Raw genomic sequence first — 15,379 nt, 5'->3', positions numbered from 1 at the left:
ATGTCGAACTTCAATACCATCGTCAATTGGGCAGAATGCAGCGCACCACAGCGTGCAGAACTGCTGATGCGCCCGGCGATCTCCGCTTCAGGCAGCATCACCCGCACGGTGTGCGAGATCCTCGACAACGTGAAGGCCAACGGTGATAGCGCGCTGCGTGAATACAGCGCCAAGTTTGATAAAACCGAAGTGGGTGCGCTACGCGTTACCGCAGAGCAGATCGAGCAGGCCTGCGCCCGCTTGGGTGACGAGATCAAACAGGCGATGGCCGTCGCCGTCGCCAACGTGGAAACCTTTCACAATGCGCAAAAACTGCCGCCGGTGGATGTGGAAACCCAGCCCGGCGTGCGCTGCCAGCAGGTCACCCGCCCGATCGACTCGGTCGGCCTGTACATCCCTGGCGGCTCAGCACCGCTGTTTTCCACCGTATTGATGCTGGCGACTCCGGCACGCATCGCCGGTTGCCGCCGCGTGGTGCTGTGCTCACCACCGCCGATTGCCGATGAGATCCTCTATGCCGCCAAGCTGTGCGGCGTGCAGGAAGTGTTTCAGGTCGGCGGCGCGCAGGCGATTGCTGCCATGGCGTTCGGCACCGATTCTGTGCCGCAGGTGGCTAAAATCTTCGGGCCGGGCAACGCCTTTGTGACCGAAGCCAAACGCCAAATCAGCCAGCGACTGGACGGCGCGGCAATTGATATGCCTGCTGGCCCTTCCGAAGTGCTGGTGATTGCCGACAGCGGCGCAACCCCGGCGTTTGTCGCTTCCGATCTGCTGTCACAGGCCGAACATGGGCCAGATTCGCAGGTGATCCTGCTGACGCCGGATGCCGCCATGGCGCAGGCGGTGGCGCAAGCGGTTGAACAGCAGTTGGCCGCATTACCGCGCGCAGAAACCGCCCGCCAGGCGCTGGCCAGCAGCCGCTTGATCGTCACGCAGGATTTGGCCGAATGTATCGCCATCAGTAATCAATACGGCCCGGAACATTTGATTATCCAAACCCGCAACGCGCGCGATCTGGTAGATAGCATTACCAGCGCCGGTTCGGTGTTCCTCGGTGACTGGTCGCCGGAATCTGCCGGGGATTACGCTTCGGGCACCAACCACGTGCTGCCGACCTACGGCTATACCGCCACCTGCTCCAGCCTGGGGTTGGCGGACTTCCAGAAGCGCATGACGGTACAGGAACTAACGCCGCAGGGCTTTATGAACTTGGCCGCCACTATAGAAACGCTGGCGGCTGCCGAGCAACTGATCGCCCACAAAAACGCCGTGACCTTACGCGTCGCCGCCTTGAAGGAGCAAGCATGAGCATTGAACAATTAGCACGTAAAAACGTGCGCGAGCTGACCCCCTACCAGTCGGCGCGCCGCTTGGGTGGCAAGGGCGATGTGTGGCTGAATGCCAACGAATATCCGGTCGCACCAGAGTTTCAGCTAACCGCGCAAACCTTCAACCGCTACCCGGAATGCCAACCAGCGCTGGTGATCGAGCGCTATGCCGCTTACGCCGGGGTGAATCAGGAGCAGGTGCTGGTCAGCCGTGGCGCAGATGAAGGCATCGAACTGCTGATCCGCGCCTTCTGTGAGCCGGGTAAAGACGCCATTCTGTTCTGCCCGCCAACTTACGGCATGTACGCCGTCAGTGCTGAAACCTTCGGGGTTGAACGCCGCACCGTGGCGGCCAAAGCCGACTGGCAGCTCGATCTGCCCGCCATTGCCGCCAGCCTGGATAACGTCAAGCTGATCTACGCCTGTAGCCCGAACAACCCGACCGGTAATCTGCTGGATCCAAACGACCTGCGTGAACTGCTGGAAATGGCCAACGGCAAAGCGATCGTCGCGGTTGACGAAGCCTATATCGAATTCTGCCCACAGGCTTCGGTCGCGGGCTGGTTGAGCGATTATCCTAACCTGGTGATTCTGCGCACGCTGTCGAAAGCCTTTGCGCTGGCGGGCCTGCGCTGTGGTTTTACCCTGGCCAATACCGAAGTGATCGCCCTGCTGCTGAAAGTGATCGCCCCTTATCCACTCTCTACCCCGGTGGCGGATATCGCCGCCCAAGCGCTGAGCACCGAAGGGCTAAACCTGATGCGCCAGCGAGTAGCAGAAATCAGCGCTAACCGCAGTTGGCTGCAACAGGCGCTGCAAGACTGTGCCTGCGTCGAACAGGTGTTCACCAGCGACAGCAACTACCTGCTGGTGCGCTGCAACGCTGCCAGCAATGTGTTTAAAACGCTGTGGGATCAGGGCATTATCTTGCGCGATCAACATAAACAGCCCGGTCTTGCCGGCTGCGTGCGCATCACCATTGGCACGCGTGAAGAATGCCAACGCGTCGTTGACGCGCTCAAACCCCTGCTTGGCACAAAGGAGCCTATGTGAGCCAGAAATTCCTCTTTATTGACCGCGACGGCACGCTGATTGCTGAGCCACCTGAAGATTTCCAGGTTGACCGTTTGGATAAACTGGCGCTGGAGCCGGACGTGATCCCTTCCTTGCTGGCGTTGCAGCAGGCGGGTTTTACGCTGGTGATGATCACCAATCAGGACGGCCTCGGCACCGCCAGTTTCCCGCAGGAAACCTTCGATCCGCCGCACAACCTGATGATGCAGATCCTCAGTTCACAGGGCGTGAAATTCGACGATATCCTGATCTGCCCGCACAAGCCGGAAGACAACTGCGACTGCCGCAAGCCGAAAATCGCCATGGTGAAAGGCTATCTGCAACCGGGCGTGATGAACGCCGCCAACAGCTACGTGATTGGCGATCGCCAGACCGATATCCAGTTGGCCGACAATATGGGCATTCAGGGGCTGCTGTACCAGCGTGAAACACTGGGTTGGAAAGCCATTACCCAGCAGTTGACCCAGCGCGATCGCCACGCCCACGTTAACCGCGTGACCAAAGAGACGCAGATTGACGTTAACGTCTGGCTGGATCGCGAAGGCGGCAGCAAGATTAAGACCGGCGTCGGCTTCTTCGACCATATGCTGGATCAGATCGCCACCCACGGCGGCTTCCGCATGGACATTCAGGTGAATGGCGATCTGTACATCGACGATCACCACACGGTGGAAGACACCGCGCTGGCGCTGGGTGAAGCGCTGAACAAAGCGCTGGGCGACAAACGCGGCATCGCACGCTTCGGCTTTGTGCTGCCGATGGATGAATGCCTGGCACGCTGCGCGATGGATCTCTCTGGCCGTCCGCACCTGGAATACCGCGCCGAGTTCAACTATCAGCGCGTGGGCGATCTCAGCACCGAGATGGTCGAGCACTTCTTCCGTTCGCTGTCTTACACCATGGCCTGCACCCTGCACCTGAAAACCAAGGGCAAGAACGACCATCACCGCGTCGAAAGCCTGTTCAAAGTATTTGGCCGCACGCTGCGCCAGGCGATCCGCGTTGAGGGCAATACCCTCCCGAGCTCGAAAGGGGTGCTGTGATGAACGTGGTGATCCTGGACACCGGTTGCGCCAACCTTGCTTCGGTTAACTATGCGGTACAGCGGCTGGGCTATCGGCCAGAAGTCAGCCGTGACCCCGAGATCGTGCTGCGCGCCGATAAGCTATTTCTGCCCGGCGTCGGCACCGCGCAGGCGGCCATGGAGCAGTTAGTACAGCGCGATCTGATCGAGCTGATCAAAGCCTGCACTCAGCCGGTGCTAGGCATCTGCCTCGGTATGCAGTTGCTGGCAGAAAGCAGTGAAGAGAGTGGCGGCATCAAAGCGCTGGGCATTATCGATACCCCGGTGAAGCAGATGAACGACCTCGGCCTGCCACTGCCGCACATGGGCTGGAATCAGGTGACTTCGCAGGCGGGTAACCCTCTGTTTCGTGGCATCGAGGACGGTGCTTACTTCTACTTTGTTCACAGTTATGCGATGCCGATATGCTCAAGCACCATCGCTCAGGCGAACTACGGCGAGCCATTCACCGCCGCCGTACAAAAAGACAACTTCTTTGGCGTGCAGTTTCATCCCGAGCGATCTGGCATGGCCGGAGCACAACTGTTGAAAAACTTTCTGGAGATGTAGGCAGCATGATTATTCCCGCTTTGGATTTGATCGACGGCAATGTGGTGCGCCTGCATCAGGGCGATTACGGCCAGCAGCGCGACTACGGCAACGATCCGTTGCTGCGTTTGCAAGATTACCAGCGCCAGGGCGCACAGGTGTTACATCTGGTAGATTTGACCGGCGCTAAAGATCCGGCCGCGCGCCAGATCCCGCTGCTGCGCAAACTGCTGGCTGGCATCAGCGTACCGGTGCAGGTTGGCGGTGGCATTCGTAATGAGCAGGACGTTGCAGCGCTACTGGAAGCCGGTGCCACCCGCGTGGTGATTGGTTCTACCGCCGTGAAACAGCCGGAGATGGTACAGGGTTGGTTCGAGCGTTACGGGGCCGACGCCATGGTGCTGGCGCTGGACGTGCGCATTGATGCCACAGGCACCAAGCGCGTGGCCATCAGCGGCTGGCAGGAAAACTCGGACGCCACGCTGGAACAGGTAGTGGAACAATACCTGCCATTCGGCCTGAAACACGTGCTGTGCACCGATATTTCGCGCGATGGCACATTGAAAGGTTCCAACGTGGCGCTGTATCAGGAAGTGTGCGAGCGCTATCCGCAGATCGCCTTCCAGGCTTCTGGCGGTATCGGTAACTTGGATGATATCGCCCAGTTACGCGGCAGCGGTGTTGAAGGGGTGATCGTCGGGCGCGCCCTGTTGGATGGTAAATTCAGCGTCGAGGAGGCAATCGCATGCTGGCAAAACGGATAATCCCCTGCCTGGACGTTAAAGATGGGCAAGTGGTGAAAGGCGTACAGTTCCGCAATCACGAGATCATTGGCGATATCGTCCCACTGGCCCAGCGCTATGCGCAGGAAGGGGCTGACGAACTGGTGTTTTATGATATTACCGCTTCCAGCGATGGGCGCGTGGTGGATAAAAGCTGGGTATCGCGAGTGGCGGAAGTGATCGACATTCCATTCTGCGTGGCCGGTGGCATCAAAAGTGCCGAAGACGCCAGCCAGATTTTATCGTTTGGCGCGGATAAGATCTCCATCAACTCACCCGCATTGGCCGACCCAAGCCTGATCAGCCGCTTGGCAGACCGCTTTGGCGTGCAGTGCATCGTGGTCGGTATCGATACCTGGTATGAAGCCGAAACCGGCAAATATCACGTTAATCAATATACCGGCGACGAAAGCCGCACCCGGGTGACCGAGTGGCAAACCCTCGATTGGGTGCAAGAAGTGCAGAAACGCGGCGCTGGGGAGATCGTGCTTAACATGATGAACCAGGACGGCGTGCGTAACGGTTATGATTTGGAACAACTGAGGAAAGTGCGTGACGTATGCAAAGTGCCGCTGATCGCCTCCGGCGGTGCGGGCACCATGGAACACTTTCTGGCAGCCTTCCGCGATGCGGACGTCGACGGTGCATTGGCCGCTTCGGTATTCCATAAGCAAATCATTAATATCGGCGAACTGAAAAGGTTCCTGGCGGAACGTGGCGTGGAGATGCGTTTGTGTTAACAGAACAACAAAGAAATCAGTTGGATTGGGTAAAAACCGACAATCTGCTGCCGGTGATCGTCCAACACGCCGTTTCTGGCGAAGTATTGATGCTCGGCTATATGAATCAGGAAGCGCTGGCGGTGACCGAGCAAAGCGGCAAAGTAACGTTCTTCTCGCGCACCAAGCAACGGCTGTGGACCAAAGGCGAAAGCTCCGGCCACTTCCTCAACGTGGTGAGCATTACGCCAGACTGCGACAACGATACCTTGCTGATCCTGGCGAACCCGATCGGCCCGACCTGCCATTTGGGCAACAACAGTTGCTTCCATCCGGCGAACAGCGACTGGGGCTTTCTGTATCAGCTTGAGCAGTTGTTGGCCTCACGCAAAACCGCCAGCCCGGAAAGCTCGTATACCGCCAAGCTGTACGCCAGCGGCACCAAGCGTATTGCGCAGAAAGTGGGCGAAGAAGGGGTAGAAACCGCTCTGGCCGCCACGGTGAACGATCGCGAAGAACTGACCAATGAGGCGTCCGACCTGATTTATCACCTGCTGGTATTGTTGCAGGACCAGGATCTGGACTTAAGTAAAGTGATTGGCCGCCTGCGGGAGCGGCATCAGAAGTAGTACCGGCTCAGCCACCAAATCCCCCCTCACCCTAACCCTCTCCCACAGGGAGAGGGAACCGATCGAGTTTACTGGGCTATTTTTGGTGACTCACCGCGAGCACTAAAATCGGTGTATTTACATTCCCAATAAAAAAGCCGCCGGGCGTTAACCTCGGCGGCTTTTTTTATCGTTCAACTATCGGGATTACTCCATCCATTCGGTATGGAATACGCCTTCTTTGTCGGTACGTTTATATGTGTGAGCACCAAAGTAGTCACGCTGCGCCTGAATCAGGTTAGCTGGCAACACCGCTGAGCGGTAGCTATCGTAGTAGGCGATCGCCGCAGAGAAGGTTGGCGTTGGGATACCGTTCTGCACCGCATAGGAAACCACATCACGCAGCGCCTGCTGGTATTCGTCGGCAATCTGCTTGAAGTAAGGTGCCAGCAGCAGGTTAGCGATGTCGGCATTTTCCGCGTAGGCATCGGTGATCTTCTGCAGGAACTGGGCGCGGATGATGCAACCGGCACGGAAGATCTTGGCGATTTCACCGTAGTTCAGATCCCAGTTGTTTTCCTTAGAAGCGGCTTTCAACTGAGAGAAGCCCTGCGCATAGGAAACGATTTTGCCCAGATACAGAGCGCGACGCACTTTCTCTACAAACTCGGCTTTATCGCCGCTGAAAGCAGCCACTTTCGGGCCGGTGAGCACTTTAGATGCCGCAACGCGCTGGTCTTTCAGTGAAGACAGGTAACGTGCAAACACCGACTCGGTGATCAACGACAGCGGTTCACCCAGATCCAGCGAGCTCTGGCTGGTCCATTTGCCAGTGCCTTTGTTGGCCGCTTCGTCCAGGATCACATCAACCAGGTATTTACCCTCTTCATCTTTCTTGGTGAAGATGTCTTTGGTGATGTCGATCAGGTAGCTGTTCAGTTCACCTTTGTTCCAATCAGCAAAGGTTTCAGCCAGCTGTTCGTTGCTCAGGTTCAACGCCTGCTTCAGCAAAGAGTAGGCTTCTGCGATCAGCTGCATGTCGCCGTATTCGATACCGTTGTGCACCATTTTCACGTAGTGACCGGCACCATCGGCACCAATGTAAGCCACACAAGGCTCGCCTTCGGCTACGGCAGCGATTTTCTTCAGGATAGGTGCTACCAGTTCGTAAGCTTCTTTCTGGCCCCCCGGCATGATAGAAGGCCCTTTCAGCGCCCCCTCTTCACCGCCGGAAACGCCGGTACCAATGAAGTTGAAGCCCTGAGCAGACAGTTCACGGTTGCGACGGATAGTGTCCTGATAGTAGGTGTTACCGCCATCGATCAGGATGTCGCCTTTTTCCAGGTGTGGAGTCAGAGAGGCAATGGTTTTGTCCGTCGCTTCGCCCGCTTTCACCATCAGCAAAATGCGGCGCGGCTTTTCCAGCGATGCGACAAACTCTTCGACGGTGTAATAAGGGGCCAGGTTTTTACCCGGATTCTCAGCAATAACTTCGTCAGTTTTGTCGCCTGAACGGTTAAAGATAGAAACGGTGTAACCACGGCTTTCGATGTTCAATGCCAGATTGCGGCCCATCACCGCCATGCCGACAACGCCGATTTGTTGTTTGGACATTAAGAACTCCTGTCTGAAGATAGCACCTGTATCACGGCTCGTGGCCAACAGGTTTTTTGATGTGGCGCACATGTTAACTCAGGATTGAGGCCGGGGGGTAGTGATTGGTGCGATAGGTCAATATCTTATCGATTGGAGTAAAAGAGGTCTGGATATGCTCCTTGGCAGACAGACTCCCCAGCCGTGACGCAGGTTTAGTGTCAGTGTATGCCTTGCATTTTGGATGTATTAATGGAGAAGGTTGATGTCGTCGGTCTCCATTAGAAACCAGTAGCGTTATCCTGAACGACCACTCGACACAAGTTCTCTGACATCTAAAAAACGTTGCCGCTACAACGTCGACTCCGAAACGGCAGTTGTTATCTACTGTGAAATAGCTATTTAGACTGGAATTTACAGCACTGAAATAACAAAATTTTACGTGCGCAAAGAACGATAAAGCTCATCAAACTGACTCGTCATTTTCTCTGCCGTGAAAATCGTGTAAAAACGCTGTTGTGCAGCCTGTCCGTACCTCATTGCCAAGTCTGGGTTATCCCATAACTCACGCATTGCAGTACGCAATGCATAGGGATCAGAGGGCGGAATAACTAATCCTGTTTTCTGGTGCTGATTAATATAGGTAGTACCGGTACCAATTTCGCAGGTTATTAATGGTTTTGCAGATAATGCTCCCTCAAGCAAGGTTATACCAAAAGCTTCAGTACGCAAGTTCGAAGGAAAAACGATCCCATAGCATAGCTTTAGCAAAGCATATTTATCTTCATTCGCCAATGAACCAAGAAAATGGATATGTTTGATGCCAGATTGTTCTGCCTTTTGTTTTAAATGGATTCCATTTGGCCCAGAGCCCATGATGACAACTGACATGTCATCTGAACGCATAGCATCCAGAAGTACATCTAAACCTTTATAATAACGTAATGCGCCGATAAAAAGATAAAAGCGCACAGGAAGTTTTTTTTGCCAATATGCTATTCGTTGCTCATCAATAGAGAGATAAGGTTCAGGATCGATGCCTATTGGAATAACGGATACCTTTTCCTTAAATGCCTGTAATACTGAGCTACTTGCAAAGTAATTGGGTGATGTCGCTATAATACGAGTCACAGATGAAAGAAATCTTTTCATTAACGGCTGATAAAGCTTCAACCAATACCTTTGCTTTAGGATATCAGAATGATAGCTGACGACAGTTGGCTTATCGATATTTGCTAGAAAATGAACCATATCCATGAAAGGGTAAGGGAAATGGTAATGAATGACATCTGCCTCGGCAGCCATAGAACGGAATGTTGAGATAGCATCCAGAGAAAATGGCGTAGAAGCAATGTTGATTAACTCTTTAACCTTAACCGACTTAGAATACTCGAGGGTAACAGTGCTTTTTTCTGGAGCACGACTCAGCGAAAGCACAGACGTCTGAATATCTGCTGCTTTATTGCCTTCAGTAAGCTGATAAATAACTTGTTCAACTCCACCGTATGAATCGGGATAATAAGTCTTATAAAAATGAAGAATACGCATAAAAAACAATCACCCTTTACTTAATTGTTTTGCTGGTATCCCTACATAAACACCTGGTTGTAAAACATCTTTTATAAAACACCCGCCAGCACCGAGCGCAATATTATCACCGACTTTAACACCATTTATAGCTGTAGCACCTGCACCGATAAAGCAAAAATCACCTATATCACATCCACCTGCTATCGTGCTATTAACAGAAACATGAGTATAGTTGCCGATAATGCAATCGTGTTCAATAACAGCGCCCGTATTCACGATACATGCACTGCCTATTTTTACGTTTGGGCCAATATGTGCGTGATGTCCAACAAAACATCCGTTTTCAATTTGGGAGAGTATACCGATTGTCGCGGTGGACGAAATAATATTTCCTGTCGCCCATCCTCGCCGTTTAATCTCTTCTAGTTGTGCCAACCGTTTTGCTCCCTGCCCCGAGGCTGGAAACGCGATCCAGCCCTGGGGCAAATGCTGCGGAAACTCACTCACAACAGGAAACTCGGCGAAGGTTTCACCTTGACGGGCATTATCATCAACAAAAAGAAGCGCTTCAATACCATTGGCTAAAGCAACGTCAGCAATACTACGAGCGTGCCCACCGAAACCGTAAAACAGCACTCCCTTAATGTTTTTGTTCAATTAAGTTGCTCCTATTCGCATAAAACTTTTCTGCAATTTCATCCATCGCTGTTATATGCTCACTAACAACATCTTCCCATGTTCGTTTCATCAACAGCTCATAGGTTTTGAGCTGAACTGCACGTAGCGAGTCTAGATTATCCAAGGCCCATTCAATCTTATCGGCCATATTCTGCCAATCGTAAGGATCAAAGAAAGTCATTTCCTGTAGTTGAGGATCAGTCAAAACCTCTTCTGTTACACCTATGCGCCCCATAACCACTGGAGTGCCCACGGAAAGCGCCTCTGTAAAGGTGAAAGGACAGCCACCTTCACTGAGGGTGGGGTTAACAGCGAGATTCGCGAGCTTGTAACAGGCTGCGAGCTCTTGGACTGAAAGATTATGCATAAATAGTACATCACGTTCTAAATTATTCTCTTTAACATAATTTTTTAAATGCCCCGGAGCACAGGTTAATATTAATTTATGCTGAATAAATTTCTTATCGAGTAGATATTTATACGCTTTCACAAGGCTAGTTATATTTTTATTCGGCCTAAACTGGCTTGCATAAAAAATGAATTTAAAACCAGCATTCATCCCTTTAATATAAGGATTGGCATTTTTTAATAGTGCTGTTGCAAACAGTCTCTCGGCATAACACCTTGAACTAGCTTGAATATCCTGAAAGCCGCTAATATTTAACCAATTATCGAGCCGATTTGGAGCATGCTTAACTACATATATATTGTCGGCATCAACATTAAAATGCTCAACCAATGTATGCTCTTTAACATCCTGACTGTATGTAACAAAATGCTCACTTTGACTAATCGTTCGCTGAATGGTTTTAAATGTCTGGAGAACACGATCTCCACCTATTTGTGAAAAACCACTAGGAAAGCGTGTCAATACAACATCAGGAACGCAAAGCAAACGCGGAGCATCAATATGCGAAAATGTTTCCCAAAAAGCGGTAGGGCAATACCATGCAGAAACTGAGTCGATGCTATTAATTATTTTTAGCATCCTATTCGCTTCTTCAGAAACCATTGACTGATATAAATTTAAAACAAAGCCATCGTCTTTAGGGTTATTGAAAAGCTTAACCATTTTCCTCTTGGCAAATGCCACATAATGACTTAACTTGCTCGTCTTGATTTTTTTTATAAGATAATAAACAGCACCGACAACCGTAATGAAAGGTAATGCAAATAAAAAAATCAAAAGAACCATTAGAATATCAATTATCGCTGGGAATAGAGCCCAAAAACTATATGAGCTCACAGCTCTTCTCTCAATTCTCCCTAAGAAAAAAAATGGAGAATGGCGTAACTTATCCAAATATCGGCCAAAAAAACTTGATTTAGCTCTCTTACTTCTATTTTTTAATTCAGAAAGAAGCGTATAAATTTTGAGAATAACAGGTTGGTTTTCTGGAGCATGAATAGTTACTGAGTCAAGGGAAACACCTTCACTTTCGAAAAGTTCGATAAGGTCATGTTTAGACCAACTAGGGCAAACAATGCTAAACCGTACATCATCTTTATCTTTCGCACCTTTAATAAACGCTGCAAGATAACGACCTAACCCTTCTTGCTTTAAAGTTACTGTCGGCTGATAACAAACATAAATTCCGTAAGTCTTCATAATAATCCTTTCAACTCATCCCAATAGTTCACAGCATAGTTTTCATAAGTATATTCTTTTAAACTGTCAACACTGGGTAATTGTAGTTTTAACTCCTTGCTCTTTAACTCCATATTTTTAATTTTTCTAGCAGAATCATATTTATCGAAAACATTAAAATACGACAAGTTTAAATTGTAGTTTTCATTCATTTCATCTATCGCAGGATAAAAATTAGACAGTGATGGCACACCATAAAATGCTGCTTCCACTACTGAAAACGTACCATTATCACCATTAGCAGAATGCAATAAAAACTCAGATGATTTCAATATGGCTTTATACTCATCATCAGGAAGATTACCCTTAAATATAACATTCTTTTTCATTAGCTTTGAAAGAGAATAAATTCTTTTGGCTTTCACGAGATGCTCACCGGTTGATTGAAGAATATTTTCCGTATCAACTCCAGTTATCATACACTTCAATGTACCATTATAAACTTCATAGTAAATTTTGAAGGCTTCAAATATTTTATCGATATTTTTGTGAGGGTTTGTGTTAGTTGTCCATACAAAGTATGGTTCTTCTAGTTCCTCCGAACTGCTGCCTGTTGAAAATTCATATTCACTTTCACATTCAGGCCCTAAAGAGAAATCAGGAATAAGCATGGGTACTTTGCTCAACTTCTCCTTTTTAACACCAGCATATTGCAATGTATCCTGATAGGTAAACTCAGAAGTTACCAAGACTTTATCAGCGCGACGGACTGCATCAATGAAGATCCCATTAATCCCCTGTTCAAGGAAATTGTTACGTCTTTGCAAGTAGTCATAAACCATAAAGGTCACAGGCCTAACGGGTAATAAAGGTGCTTCAACTCGATCTGATACAATTAGCCAAAGAGCACAATCAAACCCATAATTAATACCATCGTCAGGAATGATGTAATAATCATTATCGGGTCGCCAACCTTCATACCCTGCGTACTCCATGGCTCTTACAGCCTCTTCAGCAGCAATCTTTTTCCATTTAAATGGTCTGATTGATACAGAGCTTTCGAGATCTGTGAATATAAGGTTATTATAAATATCACTCTCTGGGTGATAAAAAACAACCTGACAAGCCTCGCCATTTAGTTCTGAACCGCGCTTAATCGCGCTAGCTAACATCTGCGCACCTCGTAGGCTTCCACCAAGATAACCAACGGGAAGAATGACAGCTATTTTTTTATTTTTATAAATGCTTTTTGAAAGTTGAACACGTTCTTTTTTTAACTTTAACAGTTGCGAAACACCGCCACTCCAGAAAGGTTTTAGTTTTTCAAAATTCATCTTTTCAAGAAGAACATACTGTGTGCCAATAATTTTTTTAATTAATTTACTATCACAATTAAGTATGGCCTCTATTTTTTCTCTGGCCTCTTTTATATTTCTACATCTACCAGGAAGATCCCCCCCCCCGAGCTTATCAAGTAGACCTTCGGCCATAAAAATCAATGGAATACCATTTTTTACTGCTTCGAAAGGATGAAAATGGACATGATAAGGCTCCTGAGAATGATAAAACATCACACTGGAATGGCACATATTCTGGCTATGCTGTTCGTTAGTCACATAACCTAGAACTCCTTTATCCATCACCTCGATAGGTTGAGCACCAGCAATGATATAATCAAACCCACTGAAATTTTTTATAAAATCTTTATAAACTTTATTATAATAGGCGTTAATAGCAATGTCGGGGCAAACAAATAATATATTTTTATTTTCCCCTGTCCACGTGCTAGCGATTATTTTAGTATCCACCATTCCTAAAGGTAAGTAAACTGCTCTATCTTTTAAAAGTGGCGATTCGAGTTCTGCAAGATGGTCATATGCAATGCCAAATATAAATCGCCTTCCTATTTTTCTAATATACTCTGCACCTTTACCGGCAGAAACAGATGATAACCATGCGGTATAATTAAATGGCTGAAGTAATCCATATGCTCTTAAAACACAGACACCATTAAAATATGCAGCCATATTTTTAATGTTATCTTTATCCGAAGGTATGAAAAAAACAGCATGAAACCATTTACTTGCTATTTCCCACGCTTGTTTTGTACCACCTGAATACCAATCAGTGGAGTTTAAAACCTCTAGCTCATCTAAAGGAATAGTTAAATGCTCATCTTCAGACCAATCAATTGATGCGCTGCGAAAACTGGGGTCAGCAGGAAAAGACTTAGGCAAAAAAACTTCATCAAAACCACACTCTTTAAGCATCGGAACTTCAAATTTTCGAGCAGTTGTGTGATTAAGAAGCCACATAACTCTTTTTTTATTGCTCATAGGATTCCGTTTACTTCCTTATATTTTAACACAGCATTGTCAATTGGACCGTCAAATACAATTTGCCCTTTGTGAAAAACAAGCCCACGTTGACAAATCTCTTTAAGAGTACCAAAGTCATGAGATGCGAGTACTAATATCTCAGCCTGTTCGATTAGGGCAGTAATGCGTTTTTTGGCTTTAATCATAAAGTTCGCATCTCCTGCTCCAATGACTTCATCCAGCAGAAGGATATTCCCGCCTACTGCAGTTGAAATCGCGAAAGCCAAACGAACCTGCATACCCGCTGAATATGTTTTAATGGGATAGTCGATAAACTCGCCTAAGTCAGCAAATTCTACAATCTCATCCTGAATACGACGCATATATTTTGGCAATAGCCCAAGTAGTAATCCACGATATAGAATATTCTCACGACCGGATGCGTCAGGCTCAAATCCCAGACTAAGATCAAACAAAGAGCGGACTTTACCCTGGACTTGCAACCTGCCGCTGGAGGTAGGATATAAGCCAGCGACTGTCTTTAGAAATGTACTTTTACCTGCACCGTTGTGACCTAACAAGCCAATACGTTCGCCTTCATTAATTTCTAAGTTAATATTTTTAAGTGCGTGCACATCACCAACAGCTTGCTTACGATCCCCTCCCCTCGCCAGCTTAGCTAACCAGGATTTTAGTGAACGCTCTTGATATGCAACTGAAGAGTAGTGAAGGTTAACTCCTTCCAATTTGATAAAATTTCTCATAAGTAGAATATAACCTTGCGTTCTGATTTGCGGCCTACCAGTACAGCGATAATAGTGAAAACGATCGCTGTACCCAAAGCGTACTGATAATTTACTACTGTTGGCCATTTGCCTTCTAATAATGGTGCACGAACAATCTGCAACAGGTGATAGATCGGATTATAATCAATCAAAACATGTAGACCGCCTGAACGAAAAATTCTGGCTTCAAAATAGACGGGAGAAATAAACCACAAGCCTTGCATCACTAGCCCCAACGCATGTGGCACATCGCGAAAGCGTACTCCCACGTAAGCCAGCGTTGTAGATAATGGCCAAGCAATCAGTGCAAGAATAGGGAAGATAGTCAAGGCAGCCAACCAGCACCAACCGAAGTTTTCCGGCAATACGACTAGAGTCCAACCAATCAATGAGACACTGGCAATAGCCAGAATAAAACTCGCAGTCAAAACCGTGCGTAAAGTGTAGATGGCTAATGGATGATTACATTGCTTAATGTAAGCATCAGCCTGAACAAAAGATAGAGATCCCCCAGTGACGCATGTCATTAAGTAATCCCAAATCAGGATCCCTGAGAGAATATAAGGCGCATAAGTCGTAATCGGTGTGTTAAACATCTTTCCAAATACGATAGAAATGAGAATGGTAATACCAAGCGGTTGGATAATAGACCACAGCACACCAAAAAAAGAACGTCTCCAGCGAGAGCGTAAATCTGATAACGAGAGATGCACCCAAAAATAGCGTGCATCCCAAACGCCTTGAAAATAGCTAATCATATTACC

The 15,379-nt window shown here is 48.4% G+C and carries 14 protein-coding genes; 7 read left to right on the top strand and 7 right to left on the bottom strand.

Annotation, left to right across the window (positions count from 1 at the left end):
* Genes hisD through hisIE form a run of 7 tightly spaced genes read left to right on the top strand, consistent with a single transcriptional unit; the run spans position 1 to position 6,144 of the window.
* On the top strand, positions 1-1,308 hold the full coding sequence (hisD, locus tag ACX9GT_RS08880; RefSeq protein WP_473190739.1) for a histidinol dehydrogenase: 1,308 nt from the start codon (positions 1-3) through the stop codon (positions 1,306-1,308).
* Positions 1,305-2,381 carry a histidinol-phosphate transaminase gene (gene hisC, locus ACX9GT_RS08875; RefSeq protein ID WP_473190738.1) on the top strand — a complete coding sequence of 359 codons (1,077 nt, stop codon included), beginning with the start codon at positions 1,305-1,307 and terminating at the stop codon, positions 2,379-2,381. The genes hisD and hisC overlap by 4 nt, the downstream gene beginning before the upstream one ends.
* On the top strand, positions 2,378-3,445 hold the full coding sequence (gene hisB / locus ACX9GT_RS08870; protein WP_473190737.1) for a bifunctional histidinol-phosphatase/imidazoleglycerol-phosphate dehydratase HisB: 1,068 nt from the start codon (positions 2,378-2,380) through the stop codon (positions 3,443-3,445). The genes hisC and hisB overlap by 4 nt, the downstream gene beginning before the upstream one ends.
* Positions 3,445-4,035 carry an imidazole glycerol phosphate synthase subunit HisH gene (gene hisH / locus ACX9GT_RS08865; protein WP_473190736.1) on the top strand — a complete coding sequence of 197 codons (591 nt, stop codon included), beginning with the start codon at positions 3,445-3,447 and terminating at the stop codon, positions 4,033-4,035. The genes hisB and hisH overlap by 1 nt, the downstream gene beginning before the upstream one ends.
* Positions 4,036-4,040: 5 nt before the next feature.
* Positions 4,041-4,778, top strand: coding sequence for a 1-(5-phosphoribosyl)-5-[(5-phosphoribosylamino)methylideneamino]imidazole-4-carboxamide isomerase (gene hisA / locus ACX9GT_RS08860; protein WP_473190735.1), 738 nt, complete (start codon positions 4,041-4,043; stop codon positions 4,776-4,778).
* Positions 4,760-5,536 carry an imidazole glycerol phosphate synthase subunit HisF gene (hisF, locus tag ACX9GT_RS08855; RefSeq protein WP_473190734.1) on the top strand — a complete coding sequence of 259 codons (777 nt, stop codon included), beginning with the start codon at positions 4,760-4,762 and terminating at the stop codon, positions 5,534-5,536. Before hisA ends, hisF begins: the two co-directional genes overlap by 19 nt.
* The gene (hisIE, locus tag ACX9GT_RS08850; protein WP_473190733.1) at positions 5,530-6,144 is read left to right on the top strand and encodes a bifunctional phosphoribosyl-AMP cyclohydrolase/phosphoribosyl-ATP diphosphatase HisIE; all 615 of its coding nucleotides are present in this window, start codon (positions 5,530-5,532) and stop codon (positions 6,142-6,144) included. Before hisF ends, hisIE begins: the two co-directional genes overlap by 7 nt.
* A 186-nt stretch (positions 6,145-6,330) precedes the next feature.
* Here the strand turns inward: hisIE and gndA are convergent, their stop codons facing one another.
* The 7 genes from gndA to ACX9GT_RS08815 form a co-directional block, all read right to left on the bottom strand.
* The gene (gene gndA, locus ACX9GT_RS08845; protein WP_037394100.1) at positions 6,331-7,737 is read right to left on the bottom strand and encodes an NADP-dependent phosphogluconate dehydrogenase; all 1,407 of its coding nucleotides are present in this window, start codon (positions 7,735-7,737) and stop codon (positions 6,331-6,333) included.
* A gap of 417 nt (positions 7,738-8,154) precedes the next feature.
* Positions 8,155-9,264 (bottom strand): glycosyltransferase family 4 protein, encoded by a 1,110-nt coding sequence (locus ACX9GT_RS08840; RefSeq protein ID WP_473190732.1) that lies wholly within the window; start codon positions 9,262-9,264, stop codon positions 8,155-8,157.
* 9 nt (positions 9,265-9,273) lie between these two features.
* Positions 9,274-9,903, bottom strand: coding sequence for a NeuD/PglB/VioB family sugar acetyltransferase (locus ACX9GT_RS08835; protein WP_473190731.1), 630 nt, complete (start codon positions 9,901-9,903; stop codon positions 9,274-9,276).
* Positions 9,887-11,533: a glycosyltransferase gene (locus ACX9GT_RS08830; RefSeq protein ID WP_473190730.1), complete on the bottom strand. Its 1,647-nt coding sequence runs from the start codon at positions 11,531-11,533 to the stop codon at positions 9,887-9,889. The genes ACX9GT_RS08835 and ACX9GT_RS08830 overlap by 17 nt, the downstream gene beginning before the upstream one ends.
* On the bottom strand, positions 11,530-13,848 hold the full coding sequence (locus ACX9GT_RS08825; RefSeq protein WP_473190729.1) for a glycosyltransferase: 2,319 nt from the start codon (positions 13,846-13,848) through the stop codon (positions 11,530-11,532). Before ACX9GT_RS08825 ends, ACX9GT_RS08830 begins: the two co-directional genes overlap by 4 nt.
* The gene (locus ACX9GT_RS08820) at positions 13,845-14,594 is read right to left on the bottom strand and encodes an ABC transporter ATP-binding protein (RefSeq protein ID WP_473190728.1); all 750 of its coding nucleotides are present in this window, start codon (positions 14,592-14,594) and stop codon (positions 13,845-13,847) included. Before ACX9GT_RS08820 ends, ACX9GT_RS08825 begins: the two co-directional genes overlap by 4 nt.
* On the bottom strand, positions 14,591-15,373 hold the full coding sequence (locus tag ACX9GT_RS08815; RefSeq protein ID WP_473190727.1) for an ABC transporter permease: 783 nt from the start codon (positions 15,371-15,373) through the stop codon (positions 14,591-14,593). Before ACX9GT_RS08815 ends, ACX9GT_RS08820 begins: the two co-directional genes overlap by 4 nt.
* Positions 15,374-15,379: the final 6 nt, after the last annotated feature.

It is taken from the genome of Serratia sp. YWN4 (assembly GCF_055790845.1).
This window is presented reverse-complemented; position numbering and strand designations above follow the sequence as displayed.